Below are 26071 nucleotides of genomic sequence, written 5' to 3'. Positions count from 1 at the left end.
CCGACACGGATCGAAAGGCTTCCCATGGATCATCGCGCGCGCCCCTACCGCTCGGTTCTTTACATCCCCGGCTCCAAGCCGCGCGCGTTGGACAAGGCCCGTTCCCTGCCTGTCGACGCCATCATCTTCGACCTTGAGGATGCGGTCGCCATCGACGAGAAAGCCGTCGCGCGAACGCTCTTGGCCGAGACACTGGCCGCCGCAGGATATGATCCGCGGGCGCAGATCGTCCGGATCAACGGGTTCGATACCGATTGGGGCGCGCAGGATCTCGACACGATCGCCGCGATCTCGCCGCAGGCGATCCTGCTTCCCAAAGTCAACTCTGCCGCCGATATCGAGGCTCTTGCCACCCGGCTGGACGCCCGGGCGGAAACGGCGCAAACCACGATCTGGGCGATGATGGAAACGCCCCTCGGCATCCTGAACGCCGCCCAGATCGCCGCTGCGCCGCGCATGGCGGGCTTCGTGATGGGCACAAACGATCTGGCCAAGGATCTGGGCACCCGGCAGCATGCGGACCGCGAACCGCTTCTGACCGCGCTTCAGCTCTGCCTGCTGGCCGCCCGCGCCCATCGCCTCGTATGTGTCGACGGGGTCTATAACGCCTTCAAGGACGACGAGGGGCTCGGCCGCGAGTGCAGGCAAGGCCGCGACATGGGATTTGACGGCAAAACCCTGATCCACCCCGCGCAGGTGGCCATCGCGAATGCGGCTTTCGCCCCGTCGGCGGAGGAGATCGACCTCGCGCGCCGCCAGATCGAAGCCTTCGATGCGGCCACGGCCGCCGGGCAGGGCGTGGCCGTCGTGGATGGCCGTATCGTGGAGAACTTGCATGTGGAGAGCGCTAGGGCCACCTTGGCCAAGGCGGCAGCCATCAGCAAGTTGGAGCAAGCATAATGGGTTACATCCTCCTCATCCTCGGCCTCGCGCTGTTCATGGGATCACATTGGTTCAAGCGGCTGATGCCCGCCCGGCGTGCGGCCATGGGCGATCCCGGCAAAGGTCTGGTCGCGCTTGGCATCCTTGCCGGCATCGTCCTGATGGTGATCGGCTACCGCAGCGCGGCCTATGTGAATGTCTGGTTCCCCCCGTTCTTCCTGATCCATGTGGCGAACCTGCTGATGGTCATCGCGTTCTGGCTCTTCGCGCTGAGCGTCATCCAGGGAACGATCTCGGCGCGCATTCGCCACAAGCAACTGACGGCGACCAAGACCTGGGCCATCTCGCATTTGCTGGTGAATGGCGATCTGGCCTCGATCCTGTTGTTCGGCGGTCTGCTGGGCTGGGCCGTGGGCAGCGTGATCATGATCAACAAGGCCGAACCCACATGGGAACGCCCGGCCAATGCATCGCTCAAAAACGACGGGCTGGCCTTCGTCGCGGGGCTGGTGGCCTTTGTTGTCGTGGCGTTCATCCACAGCTGGCTTGGCTACTACCCGTTCCCGGCCTGATGCAGATCTATCGCTTCCTCTCCGAAGACGACACGTCGGCCTTCTGCCACAAGGTGAGCGAGGCGCTGAACGCAGGCTGGGTTCTGTATGGCCCGCCGACATATGCGTTCGATGCAGCCCGCGGCGTCATGCGCTGCGGGCAGGCTGTAACCAAGGAGGTCGACGGCACCTACACCTCCGCCCTGAAACTCGGAGATCTCTGAATGCCCAAAACCGGTTCCGGCAATTTCTTCGAGGATTACAGTCTAGGGCAGGTCATAGACCACGCCACGCCGCGCACGCTTCAGGGAGCCGAAAGGGCGCTCTATCACGCCCTTTATCCGGCGCGGCACGCGCTTCATTCATCCGACGAGTTTGCCCGCGCCTCGGGTCTTCATGCCAGCCCCCTGGACGATCTGATCACGTTTCACACGGTCTTTGGCAAAAGCGTGCCCGACATCTCCCTGAACGCGATTGCGAACCTGGGATATGCGGAGGGGCGGTTTCACGTGCCGGTCTGGCCTGGCGATACGCTGCGCGGCAGATCGGAGATCATCGGCCTGAAACAGAACTCAAACGGCAAATCCGGTGTCGTTTACGTGCGGACCGAAGGTGTGAACCAGCACGGAACGATCGTGCTGGACTACATCCGTTGGGTGATGGTGCGCAAACGCGATCCCGACGCGCCCGCGCCCGAAACCCATCTGCCCGAACCGAGCCCGGTTGTCCCGCCCGACACGTTGTTCATCCCCGAAGGGCTGGATTTTTCCCATTATGATTTCGATCTTGCCGGAGAGCCGCATCGCTGGTCGGATTATCAGATCGGCGAGGTGATCGATCATGTGGACGGTGTCACGCTCAGCGAGGCCGAACACATGATGGCCACCCGGCTCTGGCAGAACACGGCCAAGGTGCATTTCGATGCGACTGCGCGGGAGGATGGCAAGCGCCTGATCTATGGCGGCCACATCATCAGCCTTGCCCGCGCGCTCAGCTTCAACGGGCTGGCCAACGCGCAAATGATCGCCGGCATCAATGCCGGGGCCCATGCCAACCCGGCCTTTGCGAGCGATACGGTCAGGGCATGGTCCGAAGTTCTGGACAAGGCCGAAACCTCCGCTCCCAGCGTCGGCGCGCTTCGCCTGCGGCTGGTCGCAACGAAGGGTGGCGCCGCCGGCACATTGAAGGGGGAGGATGGCAGGTATCTGCCCGACATCCTGCTGGATCTGGATTACTGGGCCCTGGTCCCGGAATAGGGACCGGGACGCTCAGTGGAGCGTGTACCCCATCCCCTTCTGCGTCACCGGATCAAGCGCCGACACATGGGTCAGGCCGGATTCATCGGCGATATACTCCTGTAGCGGAAGCGCCTTGTCGAAATCACCCGACAGCAAGCTGACCGGAATGGGCAGATAGGTCTGGTCATGCGCCAGCCCCTTCTGTTCGCAGAAGGCGTAGATATGGTGCAAGAGGACCTTGGGCGAATGATGCAGGCGGCTGTGATCCCAGCCGATGCGATTGCGCTGATATCCGTCAGTCTGCGACCGCATGCAGACCGCCCGCGCAATCTCGAAGATACGCGCGTCGGCATAGCGCTTCTTTTCGGTCGGCACGATGATGTATTCCCAGGCCTCAAGCCGGACGAGGGCCGCGGCTGCGGTGGCCATGTCGCATTCGGGCTGCTGAACGATCCAGAGCGCCGAGTCCAGTCCGAGTCCGGTGGTCAGATCCAGGCCGACCACGATCTCGTGCCACAGATTCGGATCCGGGCATTCCACCATCCAGGCCAGCAACTGGGCCCGATCCCTGTCGACTGTAAAAGCCAGTTTATGTCGCACCATCTATTCCTCACAACCTGTCACACTAAATCATCGACGTGGCTAGGTCCCCAATAAGGCAGTTCTGAGGCAAAAACGAGAGTGCCTTTGGACACTTTTGGGAGATATCTTTTGTGATCACGGCCCACGATACTGTGATCACAAGAAGGGGCGCTGCGGCGTTAGGACCCAGAATTGGGCGCATTTTCAACGTCGCACCACGTGACAGCGGCAAAAAACCCGCTATGCATTGTCGTGACGAAAACAGTCCAAGCTCAACCTGAAAGGGTGTCCGCCATGGCAGACGTGAACCGGGGCAACAGGCCTCTGTCCCCGCACCTGACGATTTATCGGCCGCAACTCAATTCGATCACCTCGATTCTGGTGCGGATCAGCGGCAACGCCCTGTTGGTGGGCGCGCTGCTCATCGTGTGGTGGCTTCTGGCCGCGGCGACCGGCGAAAGCTACTTCACCACGGTCGACGGTCTGATCACCTCGGTCCTGGGCGATCTGGTGATGCTCGGATCGGTCTGGGCGCTCTGGTATCATGCGCTCGGCGGTCTTCGCCACCTGATCTGGGATCAGGGCTACGGTCTTGAGGTGGACACCGCCGACAAGATGGGCTGGGGCATGATCATCGGGTCGGTCGCGTTCACCTTTCTCACCATCATCGCAATCTAGGGGGGCAACAGACATGGCATTTCTGACCGACCGCAAGCGCGTCGAGGGGCTCGGCTCCGCCAGAAGCGGCACCCAGCATTTCTATTCGATGACGGTCACCTCGATCGCCCTTCTGATCCTGACCCCGATCTTCCTGTTCTCGGTCGGCCCGCTGCTTGGCGAACCTCATGCGGAGGTCATCGCGGGGCTCTCGCGCCCGTTCACCGCCATCGTAACCGCCCTGATGCTGATCGTGGGCTTTCATCATTTCCGACTGGGCGTCACCACGCTGATCGAGGATTACGTGCATGGCCCGGCAGGCAGGTTGGCCATCATCGCCATGACCCTCATCAGCTATGGCCTTGCCGCCACGGGCCTTTTCGCCATCGCAAAAATCGCGCTCTGAGCAGACAGGAGCAATTTCAGACATGACGGCTTCCTACGATATCACCCATCACACCTACGACGTTGTCGTCGTGGGCGCTGGCGGCTCCGGCCTCAGGGCCACCCTTGGCATGGCAGAGCAGGGCCTCAAGACCGCCTGCATTTCAAAGGTGTTCCCGACCCGCTCTCACACTGTCGCGGCGCAGGGAGGCATCGCGGCCTCGCTTGGCAATATGGGCCCGGACCACTGGCAGTGGCACATGTACGACACGGTGAAAGGGTCCGACTGGCTGGGCGACACGGACGCGATGGAATACCTCGCCCGCGAGGCGCCCAAGGCCGTGTACGAGCTGGAGCATTACGGTGTGCCATTTTCCCGCACGGAAGAGGGCAAGATCTATCAGCGTCCCTTCGGCGGCCATACGACGGAGTTCGGCGAGGGCCCGCCGGTGCAACGCACCTGCGCCGCCGCCGACCGGACCGGGCACGCCATCCTGCACACGCTTTATGGCCAGAGCCTCAAGCACAACGCGGAATTCTATATCGAGTATTTCGCGACCGACCTGATCATGTCCGAGGATGGCCAGTGCCAGGGTGTCGTCGCCTGGAAGCTGGAAGACGGCACGATGCATGTCTTCAACGCCAAGACCACGGTGCTAGCCACCGGTGGCTATGGGCGGGCCTATTTCTCGGCCACATCGGCCCATACCTGCACAGGCGACGGCGGCGGCATGGTGGCGCGGCAGGGGCTGCCGCTTCAGGACATGGAATTCGTGCAGTTTCACCCGACCGGCATCTATGGCGCGGGCTGCCTGATCACCGAGGGCGCGCGCGGCGAAGGCGGCTACCTGACCAATTCCGAAGGCGAGCGGTTCATGGAACGCTACGCGCCGACCTACAAGGATCTTGCCAGCCGCGATGTGGTGTCCCGCTGCATGACGATGGAGATCCGCGAAGGGCGCGGTGTGGGCGAGAACAAGGATCATATCCACCTGCACCTGAACCATCTTCCGCCGGAGACACTGGACCTGCGCCTGCCGGGTATCTCCGAAAGCGCGCGCATCTTCGCCGGTGTGGATCTGACGAAAGAGCCGATCCCGGTTCTGCCGACGGTGCATTACAACATGGGCGGCATCCCGACCAATTACTGGGGCGAGGTGCTGAACCCGACCAAGAAGAACCCCGATGCGATCGTGCCGGGCCTGATGGCCGTGGGCGAAGCGGGCTGCGCCTCGGTGCACGGGGCGAACCGGCTTGGCTCCAACAGCCTGATCGACCTCGTGGTGTTCGGCCGTGCGGCCGCGATCAAGGCAGGCGAAGTGGTGGACCCGGACGCGTCGAACCCGGCGCTGAACCAGGCTTCGCTCGACAAGGCAATCGCCCGGTTCGACGATATCCGCCATGCCGACGGGGGCACGCCCACCGCCGAGCTGAGGCTGGAGATGCAGCAGGCCATGCAATCCGATGCCGCGGTGTTCCGCACCGACAAGACGCTGGCCGAGGGTGTGACCAAGATGGAGGCCATTGCGGCCAAGATCGACGATCTGCACGTCACCGACCGGAGCCTGATCTGGAACTCCGACCTGATGGAAACGCTGGAGCTGACCAATCTGATGCCCAACGCGCTGGCCACGATCGTTGCCGCCGAGGCGCGAAAGGAAAGCCGTGGCGCCCATGCGCATGAGGATTATCCTGACCGGGATGACGAGAACTGGCGCAAGCACAGCCTTGCCGTGGTCAATGGCAGCAAGACGACCCTGGATTATCGCCCGGTGCATCTCAACCCGCTTCTCGGCCATAACGAGGGCGGGATCGACATGAAGAAAATCGCGCCCAAGGCGCGCGTGTATTGAGGAGAGACACAGAGCTGATGCCACTCCGAACCAGGCCCATGGGAGACAGAGATGAACCGGCGCCGCCGGCATCCCGGGCGGAGGCAGCAGCCCCCGTGCGCCTGTCCGCAGCTCTCCGCCATCTGGGGTTGGCGATGATGCTCACCACGCTGGCCGCCTGCAACATCGCGCAGGGCACTGCCGACATCATCGCCCGCGATCAGGCGCGGGGCGTGGTGAATGACGTGGTCGCGGAACGGTTTCCCGGCATCGATGCCACGCCGGTGACCGATTGCGTGATCGACAACGCCTCGGCGCAGGAAATCCTCATCGTGGCCGGCGCCGCCATCACCGGCGTGACCGAGCAGACCAGCCGCACCGTCTCCGGCATTCTGCAGCGTCCCGATACGGTCCTTTGCATCAGCCGCAACGCGCTTGTCTCCCTAGAGGAGTTCGCATGAGGCCGAGACCGCACCTTGCCCTCGCCGTCCTCACTCTGCTGGCGGCCTGCGGGCCGATGTCGCCCGAACGCGCCTATCAGACCTGCAGCGAACGCGCCCGTGCCGCGGCGGGGCCCACGGGCAGCATCGGCGTCGGCGTGGGATCGGGCGGGCCGACCGCCCGGCTTGAGGTCGGGATCACGTCCGACTACCTGGCCGGGCGCGATCCGCAACTGGTCTATGACCGTTGCTTCCGTCAGCTTACAGGCGCCGGTCCGACCCGGCCCCTGATCCTCTGAGCGCGGCCCGGCATGACAGAGCTTATCGAGCCTCGCTTCATCTGCATCGGCACCCATCACAAGACCGGCACGATCTGGATGCGCCGCGTGTTCCGGATCATCGCCCGGCGGTTGAAGCTGGCCTTTGTCTATGGCTTCGCCAACTGGCACGAGGGCAAGCATTGCGACGCCGGTCGCGCTATACTGTACAACTGGTCCTCGAAACTGCCCAAGCCGGTCATGGACAGGCCCGATGCGCGGATTCTGCATCTGATCCGCGACCCCCGCGATGTGCTTGTCTCGGGGATGCGGTATCATCTGCGCTCTGTCACCCGGGACGAGAAATTCCTGCATCGCCCGCGGCCGGAACTGAACAACCGCAGTTATCAGGAGCATTTGCAGAACCTGCCGGATGACGAGGAGCGGCTACTGTTCGAAATGGAACACAAGCACCGCGAAACGCTCGACCAGATGCTGGCATGGGACTACACGCGCGCCAACGCGGTCGAGATGCGCTACGAAGAGCTGATCCGCGACACCAGCTGTCAGCGGTTCGTCGAAGCCCTCAGCTTTCTCGGGTTTTCGGAGGAGGAAACGGCCCTGGGCAGGCGGGTCTTCTGGAAACACAGCCTGTTCGGCGGACTTTCCGGGGCGACGCCGCGGGCCAAACGGGTCGATGCGCATATCATGTCAGGGCGCCCCGACCAGTGGCGGCAGGCCCTGCCCCGGCGTGTGGCCGAGATATATGCGGAACGCTATGGCGCGGCGCTGGTCCGCCTCGGCTATGAACCCCATCCGACCCGCTGGCTGGCGGAGATGCATCATGCCTGACCTCATCACCCTTTCATCTGCCAGCGCTGGCAAACGCGCATGGCAGGACATATTATCCTTCGTACAAGGAACCGGAGACAACCATGGTTGAACTGACGCTCCCCAAGAACTCCCGCATCCGCACGGGCAAGACCTGGCCCAAGCCGGAGGGCGCCACGAATGTGCGGAAGTTCAGCATCTATCGCTGGAACCCCGATGATGGCGAGAACCCGCGTGTCGACACCTATTTCGTCGATATGGACAGCTGCGGGCCCATGGTTCTTGACGCGCTGATCAAGATCAAGAACGAGATCGACCCCACGCTGACCTTCCGCCGCTCCTGCCGCGAGGGGATCTGCGGCTCCTGCGCGATGAATATCGACGGGATCAACACGCTGGCCTGCATCTACGGCATGGACGAGATCAAGGGCGACGTGAAGATCTACCCCCTGCCCCACATGCCCGTGGTCAAGGACCTGATCCCCGATCTCACCCATTTCTACGCCCAACACGCCGCAGTGATGCCTTGGCTGGAGACCAAGACCCAAAATCCTGAACATGAGTGGCGCCAATCTATCGATGACCGCAAAAAACTCGATGGGTTGTATGAATGTGTGATGTGCGCCTGCTGTTCGACGTCCTGCCCGTCCTACTGGTGGAACGGGGACCGCTATCTCGGGCCCGCCGCGCTGCTGCATGCCTATCGCTGGATCATCGACAGCCGCGATGAGGCCACGGGCGAGCGGTTGGACGATCTGGAAGATCCGTTCAAACTCTACCGCTGCCACACGATCATGAACTGCACCAAGACCTGCCCGAAGGGTCTGAACCCGGCCAAGGCGATTGCCTCGATCAAGCAGATGATGGTGGAACGGGCGCACTGATCCCGGGCCGGTATCTCGCAGGGCCGCGGTCATGTGCGGCGGCAATCATTCTCCGGGGGCCGACGTATCCGGACGCGCCAATCATGCGCTGGCCGGGTGTGATCTGTATCGCCGGAAAGGGATTTCGCAGACGTCCGGCGCAGCGCCGAACTCCGTGAGGGCCGGGGCAGTCCTCGCCGCGGCAACCTGCACGGGGCAAAGATGCCGCATCCGCCCTCGTCAGGCGGCGGCGGAAGGCAAAGGGACCGCCCCCTGCATGAAGGCGATCCTCCTGCTCAAACCCCTCCGGCAAGCGCGCCTTGCGTCAGGCCGCCTTCACATATTCGTAGTATTCCGGGGTCTTATCCACAGGGTATGGCAACTCTGTGTAATAGGCCCAGGCGTCTTCCAGACATTTCAGGGCCTCGTCGCTCTTCTGCTCAGTCTCACGTTTGGACATATCAACCTCTTCTGGGTCAGCTCTGTCCTCCCTTGCATCGAAGATACGTGCGGATCGCGATTTGAGCACCGCGTATCTGCACAACGCTGCCATGCGGCCCGTGCAACGCGACGCAACGTCGGCGCGGGACAAGTGGAGATGACCCGGTTTACACTCCCAAGGCGGAGGAGACGGAACCATGATCAAGGTCGATACAATCGTCATCGGTGCGGGTCTATCTGGCCTTGTGGCCGCCTTTCACGCGGCCGAACGTGGCCGCAAGGTCGCCATTCTGGATCAGGAAGGCCCGCAATCGCTTGGCGGGCAGGCCTGGTGGTCGCTTGGCGGGCTGTTCATGGTGAACACGCCCGAACAGCGGCGAATGGGCCTCAGGGACAGCCGGGATCTGGCGGCGGCCGACTGGTTCGGGGCGGCGGGCTTCGACCGGCCCGAGGATGAAAACCCCCGCAGATGGGCCGATGCCTATCTGGATTTCGCCGCCGGCCCCATGCGCGGTTACCTGCATGATCTGGGCATGCGCTGGTTTCCGGTGGTGGGGTGGGCCGAACGTGGCGGATCGCTTGCCCCCGGTCACGGCAATTCCATCCCGCGGTTTCACGTCACATGGGGCACCGGCACCGGTGTGGTGAAACCCTATGCCGAACGCGTCCGAACCCACCCCAGGATCGAACTGCATTTCCGCCACCGGGTCACCGGGCTCACGCTCGAAGGGGGCCTGCTGAAAGGCGTAGAGGGCGACATTCTTGTCGACGATCCGGCGCCCCGCGGGGCGCCCACCAACCGCCGGGCCGCCGTGCCCTTCGACTATGCCGCCGATACCGTCATCGTGACGACAGGCGGCATCGGCGCCAATCACGATCTCGTCCGCGATTACTGGCCGCGCGAGCGTCTTGGGCCGCCGCCGATCAGGATGATTTCCGGCGTTCCCGACTATGTGGACGGACAGATGCAGCAGACGGTGGAGGCGGCGGGCGCGCAGGTCATCAACAAGGACCGGATGTGGCATTATTGCGAGGGTCTGGCCAACTGGAACCCGATCTGGCCCAATCACGGCATCCGCATCCTGCCCGGCCCGTCGTCGATGTGGTTCGATGCAAACGGCGACCGGATGACCGCGCCCTGCTTCCCCGGCTTCGACACGCTGGCCACGCTCAAGCGTATTATGGCCACCGGTCATGAGTATTCATGGTTCATCCTGACCCAGAAGATCATCGAAAAGGAGTTTGCCCTTTCCGGCTCTGAGCAGAACCCGGACCTGACCTCCGGCAAATGGTCGGCGGTTCTGAAGGAACGCCTTGGCAAGGGGGCGACCCGTGCGGTTGAGGCATTCAAGACGCATGGGGAGGATTTTGTCGTCGCCCCCGATCTGGCGACGCTGGTCGAGGGGATGAACAGGATCACTCCGCAAGTCCCGCTCAGGCTCGCCCATATCCGCGACCAGATCGCCGCACGGGATGCGCAACTGGGCAACGCGGTCTCCAAGGATGCCCAGATCACCGCCATTCGCGGCGCCCGCGCCTATCTGGGCGACAAACTGATCCGCACCGCCAAACCGCATGCGATCCTCGACCCGAAAAACGGCCCCCTCATCGCCGTCCGTCTCAGCATTCTAACGCGGAAATCGCTCGGCGGGCTGCATACGGATCTCAGCGGTCAGGTTCTCCGCCCCGATGGCACGCCCTTTTCCGGGCTCTTCGCGGCCGGCGAGGTGGCGGGCTTCGGCGGTGGCGGCTACCACGGCTATAACGCGCTTGAGGGCACCTTTCTGGGCGGGTGTATCTATTCCGGCAAGGTTGTGGGGGAGCATGTCTGACCGGCGGGACGTCGCGATGCAGAACGTGGATGCCCGGCCTTGCCACAACCCCTTGTGAGCCCGGAAAGCAACGGTTTTGCCGAACTCCGCTTGAGGCGGCCACCCAGCCCGACGGCGGTTTGCGGAACCGAACCCGGAACCTGTAAAACCCTCAGCATCACCTGCACATAGACTCATTTACCCCGGAGATACCCATGTCCGAGCCCGCAGACGCCGCCCAACGCCGCGCCATCGCTCCTGTCATCTGCTATCCGACCGATACGCTCCCACAGCCGGACGCAGCGGTGATGCGCGCGGCAACCGAAACGCTGCAGAAGCGGCACGAGGTGACCGTTCCTCCCCGCGAGGCGCGCAGCTTCCATGTCAGGGCAGGCCAGACCTTCCGCATCACCAGCATCAAGGGCCCACAGGTTGGCGACCTCAATCTCTGGAATGCCGCCGATCTGACCGAACGCTTTTTCTCCGGCAAGACCCGTGCGCTTCACGGCACCCATGTAACGACCGGGGACCGGCTCTGGTCCAGCCTTCCCTATCTTCGCCCGATGGCGACGATCGTCGAGGATACTCTGGGCTGGTACGGGCTTGATGCCCATGGCGGCGGCGTTCACGACGTGATCGGAACCCGGTGCGACCCATATACCCACAACCTGCTGTCAGACGGGCACTATCACCATTGCTGCCACTCCAATCTTACCCGTGCGCTGGCCGAGGAAACCGGTCTCCCTCTTGCCGAAGCCGAGCCGCATGTCCACGATGTCCTGAACGTTTTCATGTGCACCGGCTTCACTCGCGATACCGGTCAGTACTTCATGAAAGCGAGCCCTGTACGGCCAGGTGATCACATTGATTTTCTGGCAGAAATAGATCTTGTCGGCGCCCTTTCCGCGTGCCCCGGCGGCGATTGCGGCGCGACCCATTCCAGCGATACGGCACCCTGTTTCCCGCTGCTGGTCGAGGTGTTCGACAGCGCGGCGACACCCGGTTACACGCCTCCCCCGGTCAACGGGTATGATCGGACCCACGGGCGCTGACTGTGTCTCAAAAACCACGGGCCCGGATTGCGAAAATCACCCCGAGATTTCCCTTGAATCGAATCCGTCCCGGTCCTACTTGGCGCCCATAGACGCCAACGCACGCGCCTCTGTCGAGGTGGGCTCAACACCCACGCGGTTACGTAGCGACGGTAACGTCTCCCTTTGAAGTGAGCGGTCTGCGCCGGGACACCGGAATGGCCGGGTCTTATGGAGATGACCAATGCACGTAACCCACGCCGATTTTTCGGCGGCTTCTGCCGTCGTACCCTCCTCCCGCCTCGATGCCTTCGTCGCAGCCAACCGCTTCGACAAACCGACCCTCGTGCTCGATATCGACCGGGTCGAGGCGCAGTATCACGCGCTGGCCGCAGGTCTCTCCTCCGCCGATATCCATTATGCCGTGAAGGCGAACCCGGCACGCCAGATCATCGAACGTCTGGTGGCGCTTGGCTCGCATTTCGACGCCGCATCGCGGGGCGAAATCGAGCTCTGCCTCTCGCTTGGTGCGGACCCGGCGCAAATCTCGTTCGGCAACACCGTCAAACGCGCGTCGGACATCGCTTTCGCGCATCAGGCCGGGATCGGGATCTTCGCCGCCGACGCGGAAGAAGAGCTTGAAAAAATTGCGGAAAATGCACCCGGGGCGCAGGTTTACATCCGTCTTATCGTGGAGGCCTCCGGCGCCGACTGGCCGCTGACCCGCAAATTCGGCACCAGCCGCGACAAGGCCGTGCGTCTGATGAACATGACCCGCGATCTGGGTCTCGCACCCGTTGGCGTTTCCTTCCATGTGGGCTCCCAGACCCGCAAACCCGAGATGTGGGCCGATACGCTCGATCAGGTGGCCGCAATCTGGGCCGAAGCGCTGGATGCAGGCCATGATTTGAGCCTTCTCAATATCGGCGGCGGCTTTCCCGCCTTCTACGGCGACGAGATCGCCCACCCGACCGATTATGCCGCAACGGTGATGCAAATGGTTCGCGCCCGCTTCGGCGACGCGCCCCGCGTGATGGCCGAGCCCGGCCGCGGGCTGGTGGCCGAAGCCGGTGTGATCGCCGCCGAGGTGCTGCTGGTGTCGCGGAAATCCGATGACGACCTCTGCCGTTGGGTGTTCCTCGACATCGGCAAGTTTTCCGGTCTGGCCGAAACCATCGACGAGGCGATCCGGTATCAGTTCACCACCGATCGCGACCATGAAGACACCGGCCCCTGCATCCTTGCGGGCCCGTCCTGCGACAGCGCCGATGTGCTTTATGAAAAACGCCCCGTGGCCTTGCCTGTCGGCCTCAAAAGCGGCGACAGGATCGTGATCCGCAATTGCGGGGCCTATACGTCGAGCTACAGCTCGGTGGGCTTCAACGGGTTCCCGCCGCTGGATGTGATCGTGATCTGACATGGCAAGGGCCCCGAAACCGGGGCCCTTTGCTCAGGTGAAGGCCGCTTCCAGCGCAATCTCCACCATATCGGCAAAACTGGATTGCCGGTCTTCCGATGGCAACGCCTCGCCCGTGATCAGGTGGTCGGAGATGGTCAGAACCGCCAGAGCCCTGCGGCCGTACCGGGCAGCAAGGGTATAAAGCTCCGCCGCTTCCATTTCCACCGCGAGGATACCGTGGCGGGTCATCTGCTCAGTCAGGTCCGGACGCTCGTCGTAAAACACGTCCGACGAGTAGATGCCGCCCACATGGATCGCGCTGCCCCTGGATTGGGCCGCCTTGTAAGCCGCCTGCAACAACCCGTAATCCGCACATGGCGCAAAACTCAGGTCCCTGAATATCCCGCGCGATGGCGTGGACATCGTGGACGACGTCATCGCCAGCACCACATCCCGGATCTTGACGTTGTCCTGCATGGCGCCCGCCGATCCGATGCGGATCAGGGTTTGCGCACCAAAGTCGCGGATCAACTCATTGGCATAGATCGAGAGGCTGGGCATCCCCATACCCGACCCATGAATCGTGACGCGATTGCCCTTCCAGGTTCCGGTAAACCCCAGCATGCCGCGCACTTCGTTGACGCAGACGGGGTTTTCCAGAAACCTTTCAGCGGCCCATTTCGCCCGGAGCGGGTCGCCCGGCATCAAAACCGTTTCGGCAATCTCTCCGGGCTTTGCCCCAATGTGAACGGTCATCTTCTGCGCTCAGATCGCCATATCGTCGAGAGATTTTCCGGATGCAAGCGCCTCCTTGATCCAACCGGGCTGGCGGCCACGACCTGTCCATGTCTGGCTCGGATCTTTCGGATTGGCATATTTGGGAGGCGATTTCGGGCCGGATGTGGATTTGCCGCCAAGAACCTCGTCCAACGAAAACCCGTGTTCAAGTGCCGCCTTTTGCGCAGCAGCCAGGGCTTCCTTCTTTTTGCGTTTCGCGTAGTCTTTCAGCGCGGCGTCGACTTCCTTTTGCAGGTCCAGCAGTTCCTGCCGCGTCATGTTACTCAATTTCTTCGTCATTTCGGGTGTCCCTATTTTTGGTGCATTGGTGCTAAGCCTGTACACTCATGCATGCAATAGGAACTATTTATGGACATGTCTTTTTAGGCAGGTTTCGACCTATGAGACCATGTTTTTCAGGGTTTATTCGGCGGCGACCGGCTTCGGGTCGACCAGGTGAACAATATCCATCATGATTCGATTGAGCTCGAAATCCTTTGGCGTGTAGACTTTCGCCACCCCGAAGCTCCGCAATTTCTCTGCGTCTTCCTCCGGAATAATGCCCCCGACGGCCACCGGAATGTGATCCATGTTTTCGGCCCGCAATCTTGTCATGACCTCCTGGATCAGAGGAACGTGGCTACCGGACAGGATCGACAGGCCAATAACGTGGACCTCCCCGGCCTTTGCGGCTGAAACGATTTCTTCCGGCGTCAATCGAATGCCCTCATAGGCGATATCCATTCCGCAATCCCGCGCGCGGAACGCGATCTGCTCCGCCCCGTTCGAATGCCCGTCCAATCCGGGCTTTCCGACCAGAAACTTCAATCTCCGGCCAAGCCGGTCACTGGCGGCATCCACCGCCTGCCGTATCTCGTCAAGCCCGTCCGTCTTGTTGGAGGGATTGCGCGAAACGCCCGTAGGCCCGCGGTATTCGCCATGAACCGCGCGCATGATGCCTGCCCATTCGCCCGTGGTCACCCCGGCCTTCGCTGCCGCAATCGACGGCGGCATGATGTTCTCGCCCTTCTCTGCGGCGCGCCGCAGGGCATCGAGGCTCGATGCAACGGCATCCGCATCGCGCAGACTCCGCCAGTCGTTCAGCCGCGCAATCTGCTCGGCCTCCACCGCCTCGTCCACCATCATGATGCCGCCATCGGCATCCATCAGGGGCGATGGCTCCGTCGTGGTGAACCTGTTCACACCGACGACGACCGTCTCGCCCTTTTCGATCCCGTTGACGCGGTCTGCATTGGACTCCACAAGCCGGCCTTTCATGTAATCGATTGCCGCGATCGTCCCGCCCATCGATTCCAGATTGGCCAATTCCGCAAGCGCTCCGTCTTTCAGCGCGTCGACCTTGGCCGCGACCACCGGATTGCCGTCAAACAGATCGCCATATTCCAGAAGATCGGTTTCGAACGCCATAATCTGCTGCATCCGCATCGACCATTGCTGATCCCATGGGCGCGGCAGGCCCAATGCCTCGTTCCAGGCGGGCAACTGCACGGCGCGGGCGCGGGCATTCTTGCTGAGTGTGACCGCCAGCATTTCGATCAGGATGCGGTAGACGTTGTTTTCCGGCTGCTGTTCCGTCAGGCCGAGGGAGTTGACCTGCACTCCATAGCGGAACCGGCGGTATTTCGGATCTTCGACGCCATAGCGCTCGGCGCAGATTTCGTCCCAGAGGTCCACGAAAGCGCGCATTTTGCACATCTCGGTCACAAAGCGGATCCCGGCATTCACGAAAAACGAGATCCGCCCGACAAGGGCGGGGAAATCCTCCGCCGGTACCCGCGGCTTCAATGCGTCAAGCACGGCCGTTGCCGTGGCCAGCGCAAAGGCCAATTCCTGTTCCGGCGTGGCACCGGCTTCCTGCAAATGATAGGAACACACATTCATCGGGTTCCATTTCGGGACATGCGTGTAGCAATACTCGGCCACATCCGCGATCATCTTCAGGCTCGGCTTCGGCGGGCAGATATAGGTTCCGCGGGAAAGATATTCCTTGATCAGGTCGTTCTGCACCGTGCCCTGCAACAGGGAGATATCCGCGCCCTGCTCCTCGGCCACGGCGATATAGAGCGCCAGAAGCCAGGGGGCGGTCGCATTGATCGTCATCGACGTGTTCATCTGCTCCAGCGGGATCTGGTCGAAGAGCGTGCGCATGTCGCCCAGATGCGCCACGGGAACACCGACTTTGCCGACCTCGCCACGAGCCAGTTCATGGTCGCTGTCATACCCCGTCTGGGTCGGCAGATCGAAGGCCACCGAAAGACCGGTCTGGCCCTTGGCCAGATTTCCGCGGTAAAGCGCGTTGGAGGCCTGGGCGGTGGAATGGCCGGCATAGGTCCGGATAAGCCAGGGGCGGTCTTTCTGGGCGGTCACGGGGCAGGCCTCCTGAATCAGACGCGGTAATTTTCTTCCGCTCACGGGCATATATTGATAACTTTATGTCGATGTCAATTCGCTGCGTCGCGGCATTTGGAATGATTGTGCGCAGGCGGCTTTCCTGTCAGGCTTCCCTGCAATGATGGCGACCGTAGAACTGCCCGTCTGGGCCCTGATCCTGATCCTGGCCTTCGCAGCGGTCGCGGCCTTGAACAATGTGCTTGTGCCATCGGTGCGTTGGTTCCTGCGCCGCCGCCTTGAGCGGGCGGTGGAGCAGTTGAACACAAGGCTGACCCGACCGATCCAGCCTTTCAAGCTCGCGCGCCGCAACGATACCGTCCTGCGGCTGATCTACGACCCGCAGGTCGCCCGCGCGATCGTCGAGCATGCCAAGGCGAACGGCATGCGCGAGGATGTCGCCGCCCAGACCGCCGAACGTTATGCGCGCGAGATCGTTCCGGGTTTTTCGGCCTTCGCCTATTTCGGCTTTGCGATCCGAGCCGCAAAGTTTCTCAGCCAGTCACTCTACCGTGTCAGGCTGGCTCACGGCAACGATGCCGCGCTGGAGGCAATCGACCCCGAGGCCACGGTGATTTTCGTCATGAACCACCGCTCGAACATGGATTACGTGCTGGTCACATGGTTGGCGGCGGAGCGGTCCGCATTGGCCTATGCCGTGGGCGAATGGGCCCGGGTCTGGCCGCTTCGGCAACTCGTGCGCGCGATGGGGGGCTATTTCATCCGGCGACGGCACAACAACCCGCTCTACCGCAAGGTACTGGCCCGCTACGTGCAAATGGCGACCGAGGCAGGCGTGACCCAGGCCGTTTTCCCCGAGGGGGGCCTGTCCCAGACCGGGGCCATGGGCAAACCCAAGCTCGGTCTGATCTCCTACATTCTCGACGGGTTTGTCCCCGGCAGTTCCCGCGACGTGGTTTTTGTCCCCGTGGCGCTGAACTACGACCGGGTCATGGAGGACCGCACCCTGATCGAGGCGCATGCCAACGGCACCCGCCGCTTCCGGTTCAGTCTGAAACCGATCTGGCGTTACGTCTGGCGGCAGACATGGCACCGCATCACGGGGCGTTTCCATCGCTATGGCTACGCCGCCGTCAGCTTTGGTTCGCCCCTGAGCCTGACCGATTTCATGGCGCTGGATCACGAGGATCGCCCCGCCGCTCTGGGCGTCGAACTGATGGCGCGGATCGGGCAGGTCATGCCCGTCGTTCCGGTGCCTCTGGTTGCCCATGGCCTGCGGGATGGTGCCAGAAACCGCGCCGAGCTTCGCGATCTGGTCGGGCGCCAGGTCAGCGAGGCCAAAAGCCGCGGTACGGCGGTGCATATCCCAAGAAACGATCTGGACTACACGGTCGAGGTCGGTCTGCGCGCGCTGATCGAACGCGGTATGCTGAGCGATGGGCCGGACGGCTTCGTGCTGAACCCGGAAGGTGCCGCACTGGTCGCGTTTTATGCGGCGTCGGTGGCGCATTTGCTGGACAGGCCGGCGCTGGAGGATGCCGCGGAGTGAACGCCGACTGTGCTGGCCCTCCGGCGCAGATTGGCCCGGAGTTTCGGGGGCGTCGCACCCCGGCAACCCCAGCACATGCGACATAAAATTACGAAATATCATACTTTCGTGTTGCTTTCTTGCGCACCGGCAAATAAATCTCGCATGAGCAGCAATTGATTCCGCAGCGCGGCATTGCCCGCAAAGGACTGAGCATGACGGAGAGCACGATGGCCCTGGACACCCAAGCCCCCGCGGCCCCTTACGAGGCGCCGGTGAAGGACCTTTACGAGATGGGCGAAATGCCCCCCATGGGCCATGTTCCCGCCAAAATGCATGCCTGGGCGATCCGCCGTGAGCGCCACGGAAACCCGGACACGGCGTTTGAGCTGGAAGTCGTGGATACCCACCAGATCGATTCGAACGAGGTGCTCGTTCTCGTGATGGCCGCAGGCGTCAACTATAACGGGGTCTGGGCCGCGCTTGGCCAGCCGATCAGCCCCTTCGATGGCCATGGCCAACCCTATCACATCGCGGGGTCCGACGCCGCAGGCATCGTCTGGGCCGTGGGCGACAAGGTGAAGAACTGGAAGGTCGGCGACGAGGTCGTGGTGCATTGCAACCAGGACGATGGCAATGACGAGGAATGCAACGGCGGCGATCCGATGTTCTCCCCCACGCAGCGGATCTGGGGCTATGAGACCCCCGATGGCGCGTTCTCGCAGTTCACCCGCGTTCAGGCGCAGCAGCTCATGCCGCGGCCCAAGCACCTGACTTGGGAAGAAAGCGCCTGCTACACGCTGACGCTGGCCACCGCGTACCGCATGCTTTTCGGCCATCATCCGCACGAGTTGAAGCCGGGGCAGAACGTGCTGGTCTGGGGCGCCTCCGGCGGGCTGGGCGTCTATGCGATCCAGCTTGCCACAACGGCAGGCGCCAATGCGATCGCGGTCATCTCCGACGAGGACAAGCGCGATTACGTTCTCGGTCTTGGCGCCAAGGGTGTCATCAACCGCAAGGATTTCAATTGCTGGGGGCAACTCCCCACCGTCGGAACCCCGGAATACAAGGAGTGGTTCAGCGAGGCGCGCAAGTTCGGCAAGGCGATCTGGGACATCACCGGCAAGGGCGTGAACGTGGACATGGTGTTCGAGCATCCCGGCGAGGCGACCTTCCCGGTCTCCACGCTGGTCTGCAAGAAGGGCGGCATGGTGGTGATCTGCGCGGGCACCACCGGATTCAACTGCACCTTCGATGTGCGGTATATGTGGATGCATCAAAAGCGTCTTCAGGGCAGCCATTTCGCCCATCTGAAACAGGCCGCCTCGGCCAACAATCTGATGGTCGAGCGCCGGCTTGACCCGTGCATGTCCGAAGTCTTCCCCTGGGCCGAACTGCCCGACGCGCACACCAAGATGCTGCGGAACGAACACAAGCCCGGCAATATGTCGGTGCTGGTACAGGCCCCGCGCACGGGTTTGCGGACGCTGGAGGACGTGCTGGAGGCCGGCCCCACGGCCAGCTGAAACGAAACAAGGTGCGAAACCTGGCCCGCGCCATACCGGTCGCGGGCCTTTTTTCATCAATGCAGATTTCGCCCGGCCGTCAAAGGCTTGGCAGCCCACCCGTTCCTGCTAGGGTCGCGCCGGACAACAGGCGCGGGATAATGTCATGCGGGATATCGTGCAATCCGGGGACGAGACGGTTTGGGATCTGTGTATTCTTGGCGCAGGTATTGCGGGGCTGAACGCGCTTTACGCGGCCTGCGAGCATCTGCCGCCGACGGCCCGCGTTCTCCTGATCGACCGAAAGGCAAGCTGCGGCGGCATGTGGTGCGCGACCTATCCCCATGTCCGGCTGCATCAGCCGCACCCGATGTTCACGGTCGGCAATATCCCCTGGGCCTGGTCCAAGCGCCCGGAATATCTGGCAACCGGGGATGAGGTGGCGGCCCATCTTGCTCATTGTCTCGACCAGATCCGCGACAAGGTCGCCGTTACGGAACTCTACGGCCAGAACTGCATCGCGATCGAGGAGATCGCGACCGATGGCGGCGCGCGGGCCCGGCTCAGCCTTGAGGCGGTTGATGGCGGGGCCTCTCGGGTGGTCGATGCCAGACGCCTGATCGACGCTCGCGGTCTGGATATCCCGGAGCTGGAGCCGCTGCCCCTCTCTTCGGATCGGGTCGTCTCGACGACGCCTCAGGCCCTCGACATGGCCGGGGATGCGCCGGTCTATGTCATCGGCGGCGGCAAGACAGGAATGGACACAGCCCACGCGCTGATCACCCGGAACCCTCGGCGCCCGGTCACAATGCTGACCGGCATGGGCACCGTTTTTGCCAGCCGCGACTTCACGCTACCCACCGGTCTGCCCCGATACTGGCGCGGAAAACTGGTCCTGCCCACATTCCGCGAACTGGCGATGCGGTTCGACGGCACGAATGCAGATGAGGTTTTTGCCCATTTTCGCGACACATATACGCTCTGCCCGACGGGCACGGGCGAACAGTTTCTTTTCGGCATCCTGTCCGAAAGGGAAAGCCGGACCATCGCCCGCGGGGTCAAGGCGTTTGTGGGCGATTATCTCGTGGATGTGTGTGACGGCCGCGGGGGCCCGGAACTGGTGCTGCGTTCGGGGGCGAAAATGCCCATCGCGCCGGGCAGTGTGATTGTGAACTGTACCGGATACGTGCTCCGCGCTGCGCGACCCGATCAACCGTTCCTGTCTCCGGGCCGGACGATCCTCACCATCACGTCCCGCGCCGCGACCCATTTCCTCAGTAGCGTGGCGGGATACTTCCTGCCGCATCTGTTCCTGACGGACCAGTTGCGCCAGACACCGCTCTATCTGCTGGATATCGACGCGCTTCGCCGGATCGACCGCAAGCTGATGCATATCACCACCGTCACCCATACGTTTCTCAACACCCTCGTATTGATGAATGCGCTGCCGTTTTGCGTGCTGGACGGCTGCGGGCTGGATCTGGACCGCTGGTTTCCCATGCATCGCAGGCTGGCCGCGCTGATCGACGTCAAGCTGAACCAGCGGCGCTACTGCGATCACGCACGCAGGGTGCTGGACCGGGTGCAGGCCGACCATGGCATTCTCTGCGGCCCGATACCGGGTTAGCCAGCCGCCGCCCGGATCGCGCGGATGTTCTCGCCATAAACCTCCGGCCGCTCGACCGAACCGCCCTTGAACACGGCGGATCCCGCCACCAGCACATCCGCCCCCGCACCGGCGACAAGAGGCGCGGTGACGGGGTCGATCCCGCCATCCACCTCGATATGGATCGGTCTGTCGCCCACCATGGCACGGGCCTGTGCGACCTTTTCCACCATCGAACGGGTGAATTTCTGCCCGCCGAACCCGGGGTTGATCGTCATCACAAGGATCAGGTCGACCGCATCCAGAATATGGGCGATATGGCTCAGCGGTGTGGTCATGTTCAGCGCCACTCCGGCCTTGGCCCCGTGGTCGCGAATGCTCTGCAGGGTGCGGTGCAGATGCGGCCCGGCCTCCGCATGCACGGTGATCATGTCCGAACCCGCCTTGGCGAAGGCCTCGATATAGGGGTCAGCCGGTGCAATCATCAGATGCACATCCATGAATGTCGTCACATGAGGCCGGATCGCGGCCACGACATTCGGCCCGATGGTCAGGTTCGGCACGAAATGCCCATCCATCGGGTCCACGTGGATCCAGTCCGCACCTTCGGTCTCCACCGCGCGGATCTCTGCACCCAGATTGGCGAAATCCGCGGACAGGATGGACGGTGCGATTTTGATCGAACGGTCGAAGGGCATGGGCGGCGGGTCCTTATCTCTGACAGCGCCTTCCTGTTAACGCGGTGCGGCGGGGCTGTCACGCCCCTTGCCCAAACGTCGCGGAGCGGCCACGGTGACACCGGACAACACGCGGGGACCCATGATGAATCTGGCACCTTGGATGGCCCTTGCCACCATTGCACTGGGCGGCGTCGCGATTGCCGTCCAGGCCCCGATAAACAGCCGGCTTGCCGGACATGTGGGCGATCCGGTGGCGGCGGCGGCGATCTCGTTTCTTGTGGGGTTTCTGGTGCTTGGCTCCATCGTTGCGGCACGGGGCACGATGCCGGGGCTTCAGGCGATGGCCAATGCGCCCTGGTGGGCCTGGACAGGCGGCGCCCTTGGCGCGATCTATGTCTGGGCCGCGGTCTGGAGCGTGTCGGCGCTTGGCGTCGTCACGATGGTGGCGGCCCTGATCTTCGGGCAACTGACCGCAGCGCTCGTTCTGGATGCCGTCGGCGCCTTTGGCCTGCAAGTGCGCGAGATCAGCTGGACCCGCATCCTCGCCGTCGCCTTCGTGGCCGTCGGGCTGATCCTTTCCCGGCTGTGACCCGCTGATTTTTGACCAAATGGTCAAGCTTGTCTTTGCCGCGCCGACATGAGACGCTGACCGAACCGTCCCCCAATGGCTGCAGTTTACTCCCGTGACACACGCCCCGACCCAGACCGCCACAACCTTGACCGATCCGCAACTGCCGCAGGTCCATGAGCCGCGCAACGCCGGCATGCCGCTTGATCTGGATTGGGTCGCGCGGGTGCAGGCCAACACGTCCGCCATCGAACGCCGGGCGGCCAGCCTGCCGGGCCGCCGGACGGTCAAGAAGACCTATCAGGCCGCATGGCTGGCCAAGGCCATTACCCTGATCGACCTCACCACGCTGGCCGGAGACGACACGCCCGGCCGGGTCAGGCGCCTCTGCGCCAAGGCCCGCCAACCGGTCCGGGCCGATCTGCTCGATGCACTTGGTCTGCCGCCGATCACCACCGGGGCCGTCTGCGTCTATCACGACATGGTCGAAACCGCCGTCGAGGCGCTGCAGGGCTCCGGCATTCCGGTCGCCGCCGTATCCACCGGCTTTCCCGCCGGGCTGTCGCCCTTCCATCTGCGGGTGGCCGAGATCACGGAAAGCGTGAAGGCAGGCGCTGCCGAGATCGACATCGTCATCTCCCGCCGCCATGTCCTGACCGGCAACTGGCAGGCGCTCTATGATGAGATGAAGGAGTTCCGCGCCGCCTGCGGCGAAGCGCATGTCAAGGCGATCCTCGCCACAGGGGAGCTTGGCACGCTGCGCAACGTCGCCCGCGCCTCGCTTGTCTGCATGATGGCGGGGGCCGATTTCATCAAGACCTCCACCGGCAAGGAAAGCGTCAACGCAACCCTGCCGGTGTCCTTGACCATGATCCGCGCGATCCGCGCCTATGAGGCCGCGACCGGCATCAAGGTGGGCTACAAACCGGCGGGCGGGATTTCCAAGGCCAAGGACGCGCTTGTCTACATGGCGCTGATGAAAGAGGAACTGGGCAACCGCTGGCTCCAGCCCGACCTCTTCCGCTTCGGCGCAAGCAGCCTTCTGGGCGATATCGAGCGGCAGCTGGAACACCACGCGACCGGCGCCTATTCCGCGTCCTACCGGCATCCGATGGCCTGATCCGCCATGATGTTCAGCTTCAACACGGTCATCCTGATCCTGCTGACACTCTACGTGATCTGGATGGGGTTTTCCGAGTATCGCAAGGAAAAAACCTCCGCCGCGTCGCTGAACGATGCGCAACTGAAACGCTTCAACGAGGCCTATACCTTCGGGCGCCCGCCGGAGGAGTATGCCGATGACATCCGCGCCCATGCCGTCCTTGCGCAGCGCGCGCGCATCCGCAAGACAGCCGCAATCGTCATCCTGATCGCCGTCCTTTTCATCTTCCTCTTCATGGGGCCCTGACATGACCACCCGCGAAATCTTCGAGACGATGGACTACGGTCCCGCCCCCGAATCCGATACCGAAGCCCGCGCCTGGATCGCCGGGAAGGGCCCTGCCTTCGGGGCGTTCATCGATGGCGTCTTCGCGAAACCGGGCGAGACATTCGCAACCAGAAACCCGGCCACGGGCGCCGAACTGGCCCGGATCACCCAAAGCTCCACCGAGGACGTGGACAAAGCCGTTGCCGCCGCGCGGCGGGCCTTTCCCGGATGGTCGAAACTCAGCGGCCACCAGCGGGCCCGCCACCTCTATGCACTGGCGCGCCTTCTGCAAAAACATGCGCGCCTTTTCGCCGTGCTCGAAACACTCGACAACGGCAAGCCGATCCGTGAGGCGCGCGACATCGACGTGCCGCTGGCCCAGCGGCATTTCTACTACCACGCCGGTCTCGCCCAGCTGCTTGACGACGAAATGCCCGACCACGCCCCGCTTGGCGTCTGCGGGCAGGTCATCCCATGGAACTTCCCGCTGCTCATGCTGTCGTGGAAGATTGCGCCGGCGCTGGCCGCCGGCAATACGGTCGTTCTCAAACCGGCTGAATACACCTCTCTCACCGCGTTGCTGTTTGCCGATATCTGCCGGGAGGCCGGCCTGCCCAAAGGCGTGGTCAACATCGTGACCGGCGATGGGCGAACAGGCGAGGCGCTGACCACCCACCCGGATGTGAACAAGGTCGCCTTCACCGGGTCCACCGAGGTTGGTCGCCGGATCAGGCAGGCCACGGCGGGGTCCGGCAAATCGCTGACGCTCGAACTGGGCGGGAAATCCCCTTACATCGTTTTCGACGATGCAGATATCGACAGCGCCATCGAGGGGCTGGTGGATGCCATCTGGTTCAACCAGGGCCAGGTCTGCTGCGCAGGATCCCGACTTCTTGTGCAAGAAGGTATCGCCGCGGATTTCCATGCTAGGCTCAAGGCCAGGATGGACAAGCTGCGCCTTGGCGATCCGCTGGACAAATCCATCGATGTGGGCGCGGTTGTGGATCCGGTCCAACACGCCACGATCACCCGGCTGGTCGACCGCAACACCGAAGGCGAAACCTACCGCGCGGCCACACCGGTGCCGGAACAGGGCTGTTTCTATCCGCCGACGCTGATCACCGGCCTGTCGCCCGCCGCCCCGCTGATGCAGGAGGAAATCTTTGGCCCCGTGCTGGTCTCCACCACCTTCCGCACCCCGTCGGAAGCCGTGGAGATTGCCAACAACACCCGCTACGGGCTGGCCGCCACGGTCTGGACCGAAAACCTGAACCTCGCGCTTGACGTGGCGCCGAGACTGGCCGCCGGCGTGGTCTGGGTGAATGCCACCAATCTCTTCGACGCGGCCGCGCCCTTCGGCGGTGTGCGCGAAAGCGGCTTTGGCCGCGAAGGCGGATGGGAGGGGCTGCTGGCCTATCTCGAACCTGCCCTGAAAACGAAGCCGTTGAAGCCGGTCGATCCCGTTCCGGCTCCGGACACGCCCGATGCCCCCGGTCTCGACCGCACCGCCAAGATGTATGTCGGCGGCAAACAGGCCCGGCCCGATGGCGGATATTCGCAACCGGTCTGGTCCGCCAAGGGCAGGCTTCTTGGCCATATGGGGCTGGGCAATCGCAAGGACATCCGCAACGCGGTGGAGGCCGCCCGCGGCGCGGCGGGATGGGCCCGAACCACGGGCCATCTTCGCGCGCAGATCCTCTATTACATCGGCGAGAACCTGTCCGCACGGTCAGCGGAATTCGCGGCCCGCATCCGCGACCTGACCGGCGTGAATGCTAAAACCGCCGACGCAGAGGTGGATGTGGCCATCGACCGGCTCTTCACCTACGCGGCATGGGCCGACAAGTTCGACGGCACTGCGAAATCCGTCCCGATCCGGGGTATCGCGCTGGCGATGACCGAACCGGTCGGTGTGATCGGCGCTCTGGCACCCGACGATGCGCCGCTTCTGGGGGCGCTTTCCCTTATCGCGCCCGCCATCGCCATGGGCAACCGGATCGTCCTGGTGCCCAGCTATGCGGCCCCGCTTGCCGCCACCGATCTCTATCAGGTGCTCGACACGTCGGATCTGCCCGGCGGTGTGGTCAACATCGTGACCGGCGACCCAGCCGATCTGGCCGAACCGCTTGCCGGTCACATGGACGTGGACGCGATCTGGGCCTTCACGCCCCATGTCGGGGCCGAGGCCGTCGAAAAAGCCTCCGCCTCCAATCTCAAACGAAGCTGGGTGCATGACGGGCGTGGGATCGACTGGATGGGCAAATCGGGCGAAGGCAGGCGCTTCCTGCAGGCCGCCACAGAGGTCAAGACGATCTGGGTGCCCTACGGCGAGTAAGATACCGGAGCGACGGAAATCCTGCCCAGCCGGGACGGCCATCTCCGGCCGGGCTATCCGTGACGCAGCGAACC

At 63.1% G+C, this 26071-nt stretch carries 27 protein-coding genes; 21 read left to right on the top strand and 6 right to left on the bottom strand.

Going from position 1 to position 26071, the window contains the following annotated elements; translation table 11 throughout:
* Nucleotides 1–24 precede the first annotated feature (24 nt).
* Genes ACQ651_RS00250 through ACQ651_RS00235 form a run of 4 tightly spaced genes read left to right on the top strand, consistent with a single transcriptional unit; the run spans nucleotide 25 to nucleotide 2689 of the window.
* Nucleotides 25–900, top strand: a complete 876-nt coding sequence (locus tag ACQ651_RS00250) for an HpcH/HpaI aldolase/citrate lyase family protein (RefSeq protein ID WP_227284384.1) — start codon at nucleotides 25–27, stop codon at nucleotides 898–900.
* The gene (locus ACQ651_RS00245) at nucleotides 900–1454 is read left to right on the top strand and encodes an NnrU family protein (protein WP_227284385.1); all 555 of its coding nucleotides are present in this window, start codon (nucleotides 900–902) and stop codon (nucleotides 1452–1454) included. The genes ACQ651_RS00250 and ACQ651_RS00245 overlap by 1 nt, the downstream gene beginning before the upstream one ends.
* Nucleotides 1454–1657, top strand: coding sequence for a DUF1737 domain-containing protein (locus ACQ651_RS00240; RefSeq protein WP_227284386.1), 204 nt, complete (start codon nucleotides 1454–1456; stop codon nucleotides 1655–1657). The genes ACQ651_RS00245 and ACQ651_RS00240 overlap by 1 nt, the downstream gene beginning before the upstream one ends.
* The gene (locus ACQ651_RS00235) at nucleotides 1658–2689 is read left to right on the top strand and encodes a MaoC family dehydratase (protein ID WP_430447782.1); all 1032 of its coding nucleotides are present in this window, start codon (nucleotides 1658–1660) and stop codon (nucleotides 2687–2689) included. It abuts the gene before it with no gap.
* 12 nt (nucleotides 2690–2701) lie between these two features.
* Here the strand turns inward: ACQ651_RS00235 and ACQ651_RS00230 are convergent, their stop codons facing one another.
* Nucleotides 2702–3274 (bottom strand): hypothetical protein, encoded by a 573-nt coding sequence (locus tag ACQ651_RS00230; RefSeq protein ID WP_227284388.1) that lies wholly within the window; start codon nucleotides 3272–3274, stop codon nucleotides 2702–2704.
* A 273-nt stretch (nucleotides 3275–3547) separates the two neighbouring features.
* On the opposite strand from ACQ651_RS00230, the gene sdhC reads away from it, so the two are divergent.
* The 7 genes from sdhC to ACQ651_RS00195 all read left to right on the top strand — a co-directional run bounded on the left by sdhC (nucleotide 3548) and on the right by ACQ651_RS00195 (nucleotide 8538).
* Nucleotides 3548–3931 (top strand): succinate dehydrogenase, cytochrome b556 subunit, encoded by a 384-nt coding sequence (gene sdhC, locus ACQ651_RS00225; protein WP_227284389.1) that lies wholly within the window; start codon nucleotides 3548–3550, stop codon nucleotides 3929–3931.
* A 13-nt stretch (nucleotides 3932–3944) separates the two neighbouring features.
* Nucleotides 3945–4316 (top strand): succinate dehydrogenase, hydrophobic membrane anchor protein, encoded by a 372-nt coding sequence (sdhD, locus tag ACQ651_RS00220; RefSeq protein ID WP_227284390.1) that lies wholly within the window; start codon nucleotides 3945–3947, stop codon nucleotides 4314–4316.
* A 22-nt stretch (nucleotides 4317–4338) separates the two neighbouring features.
* Nucleotides 4339–6147 carry a succinate dehydrogenase flavoprotein subunit gene (sdhA, locus tag ACQ651_RS00215; protein WP_430447781.1) on the top strand — a complete coding sequence of 603 codons (1809 nt, stop codon included), beginning with the start codon at nucleotides 4339–4341 and terminating at the stop codon, nucleotides 6145–6147.
* A 95-nt stretch (nucleotides 6148–6242) separates the two neighbouring features.
* Complete coding sequence (locus ACQ651_RS00210) at nucleotides 6243–6587, top strand: succinate dehydrogenase (RefSeq protein ID WP_430447779.1); 345 nt, start codon at nucleotides 6243–6245, stop codon at nucleotides 6585–6587.
* The gene (locus tag ACQ651_RS00205; protein ID WP_430447778.1) at nucleotides 6584–6865 is read left to right on the top strand and encodes a hypothetical protein; all 282 of its coding nucleotides are present in this window, start codon (nucleotides 6584–6586) and stop codon (nucleotides 6863–6865) included. The genes ACQ651_RS00210 and ACQ651_RS00205 overlap by 4 nt, the downstream gene beginning before the upstream one ends.
* Nucleotides 6866–6877: 12 nt before the next feature.
* Nucleotides 6878–7675: a sulfotransferase domain-containing protein gene (locus ACQ651_RS00200; RefSeq protein WP_430447776.1), complete on the top strand. Its 798-nt coding sequence runs from the start codon at nucleotides 6878–6880 to the stop codon at nucleotides 7673–7675.
* A gap of 83 nt (nucleotides 7676–7758) precedes the next feature.
* Complete coding sequence (locus tag ACQ651_RS00195; protein ID WP_227284394.1) at nucleotides 7759–8538, top strand: succinate dehydrogenase iron-sulfur subunit; 780 nt, start codon at nucleotides 7759–7761, stop codon at nucleotides 8536–8538.
* A gap of 304 nt (nucleotides 8539–8842) precedes the next feature.
* Here the strand turns inward: ACQ651_RS00195 and ACQ651_RS00190 are convergent, their stop codons facing one another.
* Entirely contained in the window at nucleotides 8843–8977 is a 135-nt protein-coding gene (locus tag ACQ651_RS00190; RefSeq protein ID WP_286193232.1) for a hypothetical protein, read from the bottom strand.
* Nucleotides 8978–9155: 178 nt separating this feature from the next.
* On the opposite strand from ACQ651_RS00190, the gene ACQ651_RS00185 reads away from it, so the two are divergent.
* The 3 genes from ACQ651_RS00185 (at nucleotide 9156) to ACQ651_RS00175 (ending at nucleotide 13217) form a co-directional block, all read left to right on the top strand.
* Complete coding sequence (locus ACQ651_RS00185; RefSeq protein ID WP_227284395.1) at nucleotides 9156–10790, top strand: FAD-binding dehydrogenase; 1635 nt, start codon at nucleotides 9156–9158, stop codon at nucleotides 10788–10790.
* A gap of 194 nt (nucleotides 10791–10984) precedes the next feature.
* Nucleotides 10985–11821, top strand: a complete 837-nt coding sequence (locus ACQ651_RS00180) for an urea carboxylase-associated family protein (protein ID WP_430447774.1) — start codon at nucleotides 10985–10987, stop codon at nucleotides 11819–11821.
* A gap of 223 nt (nucleotides 11822–12044) precedes the next feature.
* On the top strand, nucleotides 12045–13217 hold the full coding sequence (locus tag ACQ651_RS00175; protein ID WP_430447772.1) for a type III PLP-dependent enzyme: 1173 nt from the start codon (nucleotides 12045–12047) through the stop codon (nucleotides 13215–13217).
* A 33-nt stretch (nucleotides 13218–13250) separates the two neighbouring features.
* Here the strand turns inward: ACQ651_RS00175 and deoD are convergent, their stop codons facing one another.
* The 3 genes from deoD to ACQ651_RS00160 form a co-directional block, all read right to left on the bottom strand.
* Nucleotides 13251–13955: a purine-nucleoside phosphorylase gene (deoD, locus tag ACQ651_RS00170; protein WP_227284398.1), complete on the bottom strand. Its 705-nt coding sequence runs from the start codon at nucleotides 13953–13955 to the stop codon at nucleotides 13251–13253.
* A gap of 9 nt (nucleotides 13956–13964) precedes the next feature.
* Nucleotides 13965–14276: an H-NS family nucleoid-associated regulatory protein gene (locus tag ACQ651_RS00165; RefSeq protein WP_227284399.1), complete on the bottom strand. Its 312-nt coding sequence runs from the start codon at nucleotides 14274–14276 to the stop codon at nucleotides 13965–13967.
* Nucleotides 14277–14399: 123 nt separating this feature from the next.
* Entirely contained in the window at nucleotides 14400–16364 is a 1965-nt protein-coding gene (locus tag ACQ651_RS00160; protein ID WP_430447770.1) for a protein meaA, read from the bottom strand.
* A 142-nt stretch (nucleotides 16365–16506) separates the two neighbouring features.
* Here ACQ651_RS00160 and ACQ651_RS00155 point away from each other — a divergent pair, with 142 nt between their 5' ends.
* The 3 genes from ACQ651_RS00155 (at nucleotide 16507) to ACQ651_RS00145 (ending at nucleotide 21006) form a co-directional block, all read left to right on the top strand.
* A complete protein-coding gene (locus ACQ651_RS00155; RefSeq protein ID WP_430447769.1) occupies nucleotides 16507–17895 on the top strand; it encodes a 1-acyl-sn-glycerol-3-phosphate acyltransferase in 1389 nt (462 codons plus the stop codon).
* A 209-nt stretch (nucleotides 17896–18104) separates the two neighbouring features.
* Nucleotides 18105–19400: a crotonyl-CoA carboxylase/reductase gene (gene ccrA, locus ACQ651_RS00150; RefSeq protein WP_227284611.1), complete on the top strand. Its 1296-nt coding sequence runs from the start codon at nucleotides 18105–18107 to the stop codon at nucleotides 19398–19400.
* Nucleotides 19401–19545: 145 nt separating this feature from the next.
* Entirely contained in the window at nucleotides 19546–21006 is a 1461-nt protein-coding gene (locus ACQ651_RS00145; RefSeq protein WP_430447767.1) for an NAD(P)-binding protein, read from the top strand.
* On the opposite strand, the gene rpe is transcribed toward ACQ651_RS00145, so the two are convergent.
* On the bottom strand, nucleotides 21003–21683 hold the full coding sequence (gene rpe / locus ACQ651_RS00140) for a ribulose-phosphate 3-epimerase (RefSeq protein ID WP_430447765.1): 681 nt from the start codon (nucleotides 21681–21683) through the stop codon (nucleotides 21003–21005). The two genes, ACQ651_RS00145 and rpe, sit on opposite strands and share 4 nt — an antisense overlap.
* A 124-nt stretch (nucleotides 21684–21807) precedes the next feature.
* Here rpe and ACQ651_RS00135 point away from each other — a divergent pair, with 124 nt between their 5' ends.
* From ACQ651_RS00135 to ACQ651_RS00120, 4 genes are all read left to right on the top strand, one after another.
* On the top strand, nucleotides 21808–22254 hold the full coding sequence (locus tag ACQ651_RS00135; protein ID WP_430447763.1) for a DMT family transporter: 447 nt from the start codon (nucleotides 21808–21810) through the stop codon (nucleotides 22252–22254).
* 94 nt (nucleotides 22255–22348) lie between these two features.
* Nucleotides 22349–23353 (top strand): deoxyribose-phosphate aldolase, encoded by a 1005-nt coding sequence (deoC, locus tag ACQ651_RS00130; RefSeq protein WP_430447761.1) that lies wholly within the window; start codon nucleotides 22349–22351, stop codon nucleotides 23351–23353.
* Between the two features lie 6 nt (nucleotides 23354–23359).
* Nucleotides 23360–23641: a hypothetical protein gene (locus tag ACQ651_RS00125; RefSeq protein WP_227284406.1), complete on the top strand. Its 282-nt coding sequence runs from the start codon at nucleotides 23360–23362 to the stop codon at nucleotides 23639–23641.
* Nucleotide 23642: 1 nt separating this feature from the next.
* Nucleotides 23643–25997 (top strand): aldehyde dehydrogenase family protein, encoded by a 2355-nt coding sequence (locus tag ACQ651_RS00120; RefSeq protein ID WP_430447759.1) that lies wholly within the window; start codon nucleotides 23643–23645, stop codon nucleotides 25995–25997.
* Nucleotides 25998–26071: the final 74 nt, after the last annotated feature.

Source organism: Rhodophyticola sp. (assembly GCF_965284195.1).
GTDB lineage: Bacteria > Pseudomonadota > Alphaproteobacteria > Rhodobacterales > Rhodobacteraceae > Rhodophyticola.
Note: the sequence above shows the minus strand (reverse complement) of the source record. Positions and strands in the feature narration are given on the sequence as shown.

Bases quoted from the DNA above. Each gene is read 5' to 3' on its own strand.
- sdhC (WP_227284389.1), top strand. From the start codon at position 3,548: ATGGCAGACGTGAACCGGGGCAACAGGCCTCTGTCCCCGCACCTGACG.
- ACQ651_RS00190 (WP_286193232.1), bottom strand. From the start codon at position 8,977: ATGTCCAAACGTGAGACTGAGCAGAAGAGCGACGAGGCCCTGAAATGT.
- ccrA (WP_227284611.1), top strand. From the start codon at position 18,105: ATGGCCCTGGACACCCAAGCCCCCGCGGCCCCTTACGAGGCGCCGGTG.
- ACQ651_RS00180 (WP_430447774.1), top strand. From the start codon at position 10,985: ATGTCCGAGCCCGCAGACGCCGCCCAACGCCGCGCCATCGCTCCTGTC.
- deoD (WP_227284398.1), bottom strand. From the start codon at position 13,955: ATGACCGTTCACATTGGGGCAAAGCCCGGAGAGATTGCCGAAACGGTT.
- sdhD (WP_227284390.1), top strand. From the start codon at position 3,945: ATGGCATTTCTGACCGACCGCAAGCGCGTCGAGGGGCTCGGCTCCGCC.
- sdhA (WP_430447781.1), top strand. From the start codon at position 4,339: ATGACGGCTTCCTACGATATCACCCATCACACCTACGACGTTGTCGTC.
- ACQ651_RS00135 (WP_430447763.1), top strand. From the start codon at position 21,808: ATGAATCTGGCACCTTGGATGGCCCTTGCCACCATTGCACTGGGCGGC.
- ACQ651_RS00240 (WP_227284386.1), top strand. From the start codon at position 1,454: ATGCAGATCTATCGCTTCCTCTCCGAAGACGACACGTCGGCCTTCTGC.
- rpe (WP_430447765.1), bottom strand. From the start codon at position 21,683: ATGCCCTTCGACCGTTCGATCAAAATCGCACCGTCCATCCTGTCCGCG.
- ACQ651_RS00205 (WP_430447778.1), top strand. From the start codon at position 6,584: ATGAGGCCGAGACCGCACCTTGCCCTCGCCGTCCTCACTCTGCTGGCG.
- ACQ651_RS00165 (WP_227284399.1), bottom strand. From the start codon at position 14,276: ATGACGAAGAAATTGAGTAACATGACGCGGCAGGAACTGCTGGACCTG.
- ACQ651_RS00185 (WP_227284395.1), top strand. From the start codon at position 9,156: ATGATCAAGGTCGATACAATCGTCATCGGTGCGGGTCTATCTGGCCTT.
- ACQ651_RS00120 (WP_430447759.1), top strand. From the start codon at position 23,643: ATGACCACCCGCGAAATCTTCGAGACGATGGACTACGGTCCCGCCCCC.
- ACQ651_RS00230 (WP_227284388.1), bottom strand. From the start codon at position 3,274: ATGGTGCGACATAAACTGGCTTTTACAGTCGACAGGGATCGGGCCCAG.
- ACQ651_RS00195 (WP_227284394.1), top strand. From the start codon at position 7,759: ATGGTTGAACTGACGCTCCCCAAGAACTCCCGCATCCGCACGGGCAAG.
- ACQ651_RS00145 (WP_430447767.1), top strand. From the start codon at position 19,546: ATGCGGGATATCGTGCAATCCGGGGACGAGACGGTTTGGGATCTGTGT.
- ACQ651_RS00200 (WP_430447776.1), top strand. From the start codon at position 6,878: ATGACAGAGCTTATCGAGCCTCGCTTCATCTGCATCGGCACCCATCAC.
- ACQ651_RS00235 (WP_430447782.1), top strand. From the start codon at position 1,658: ATGCCCAAAACCGGTTCCGGCAATTTCTTCGAGGATTACAGTCTAGGG.
- ACQ651_RS00125 (WP_227284406.1), top strand. From the start codon at position 23,360: ATGATGTTCAGCTTCAACACGGTCATCCTGATCCTGCTGACACTCTAC.
- ACQ651_RS00245 (WP_227284385.1), top strand. From the start codon at position 900: ATGGGTTACATCCTCCTCATCCTCGGCCTCGCGCTGTTCATGGGATCA.
- ACQ651_RS00175 (WP_430447772.1), top strand. From the start codon at position 12,045: ATGCACGTAACCCACGCCGATTTTTCGGCGGCTTCTGCCGTCGTACCC.
- ACQ651_RS00250 (WP_227284384.1), top strand. From the start codon at position 25: ATGGATCATCGCGCGCGCCCCTACCGCTCGGTTCTTTACATCCCCGGC.
- ACQ651_RS00155 (WP_430447769.1), top strand. From the start codon at position 16,507: ATGATGGCGACCGTAGAACTGCCCGTCTGGGCCCTGATCCTGATCCTG.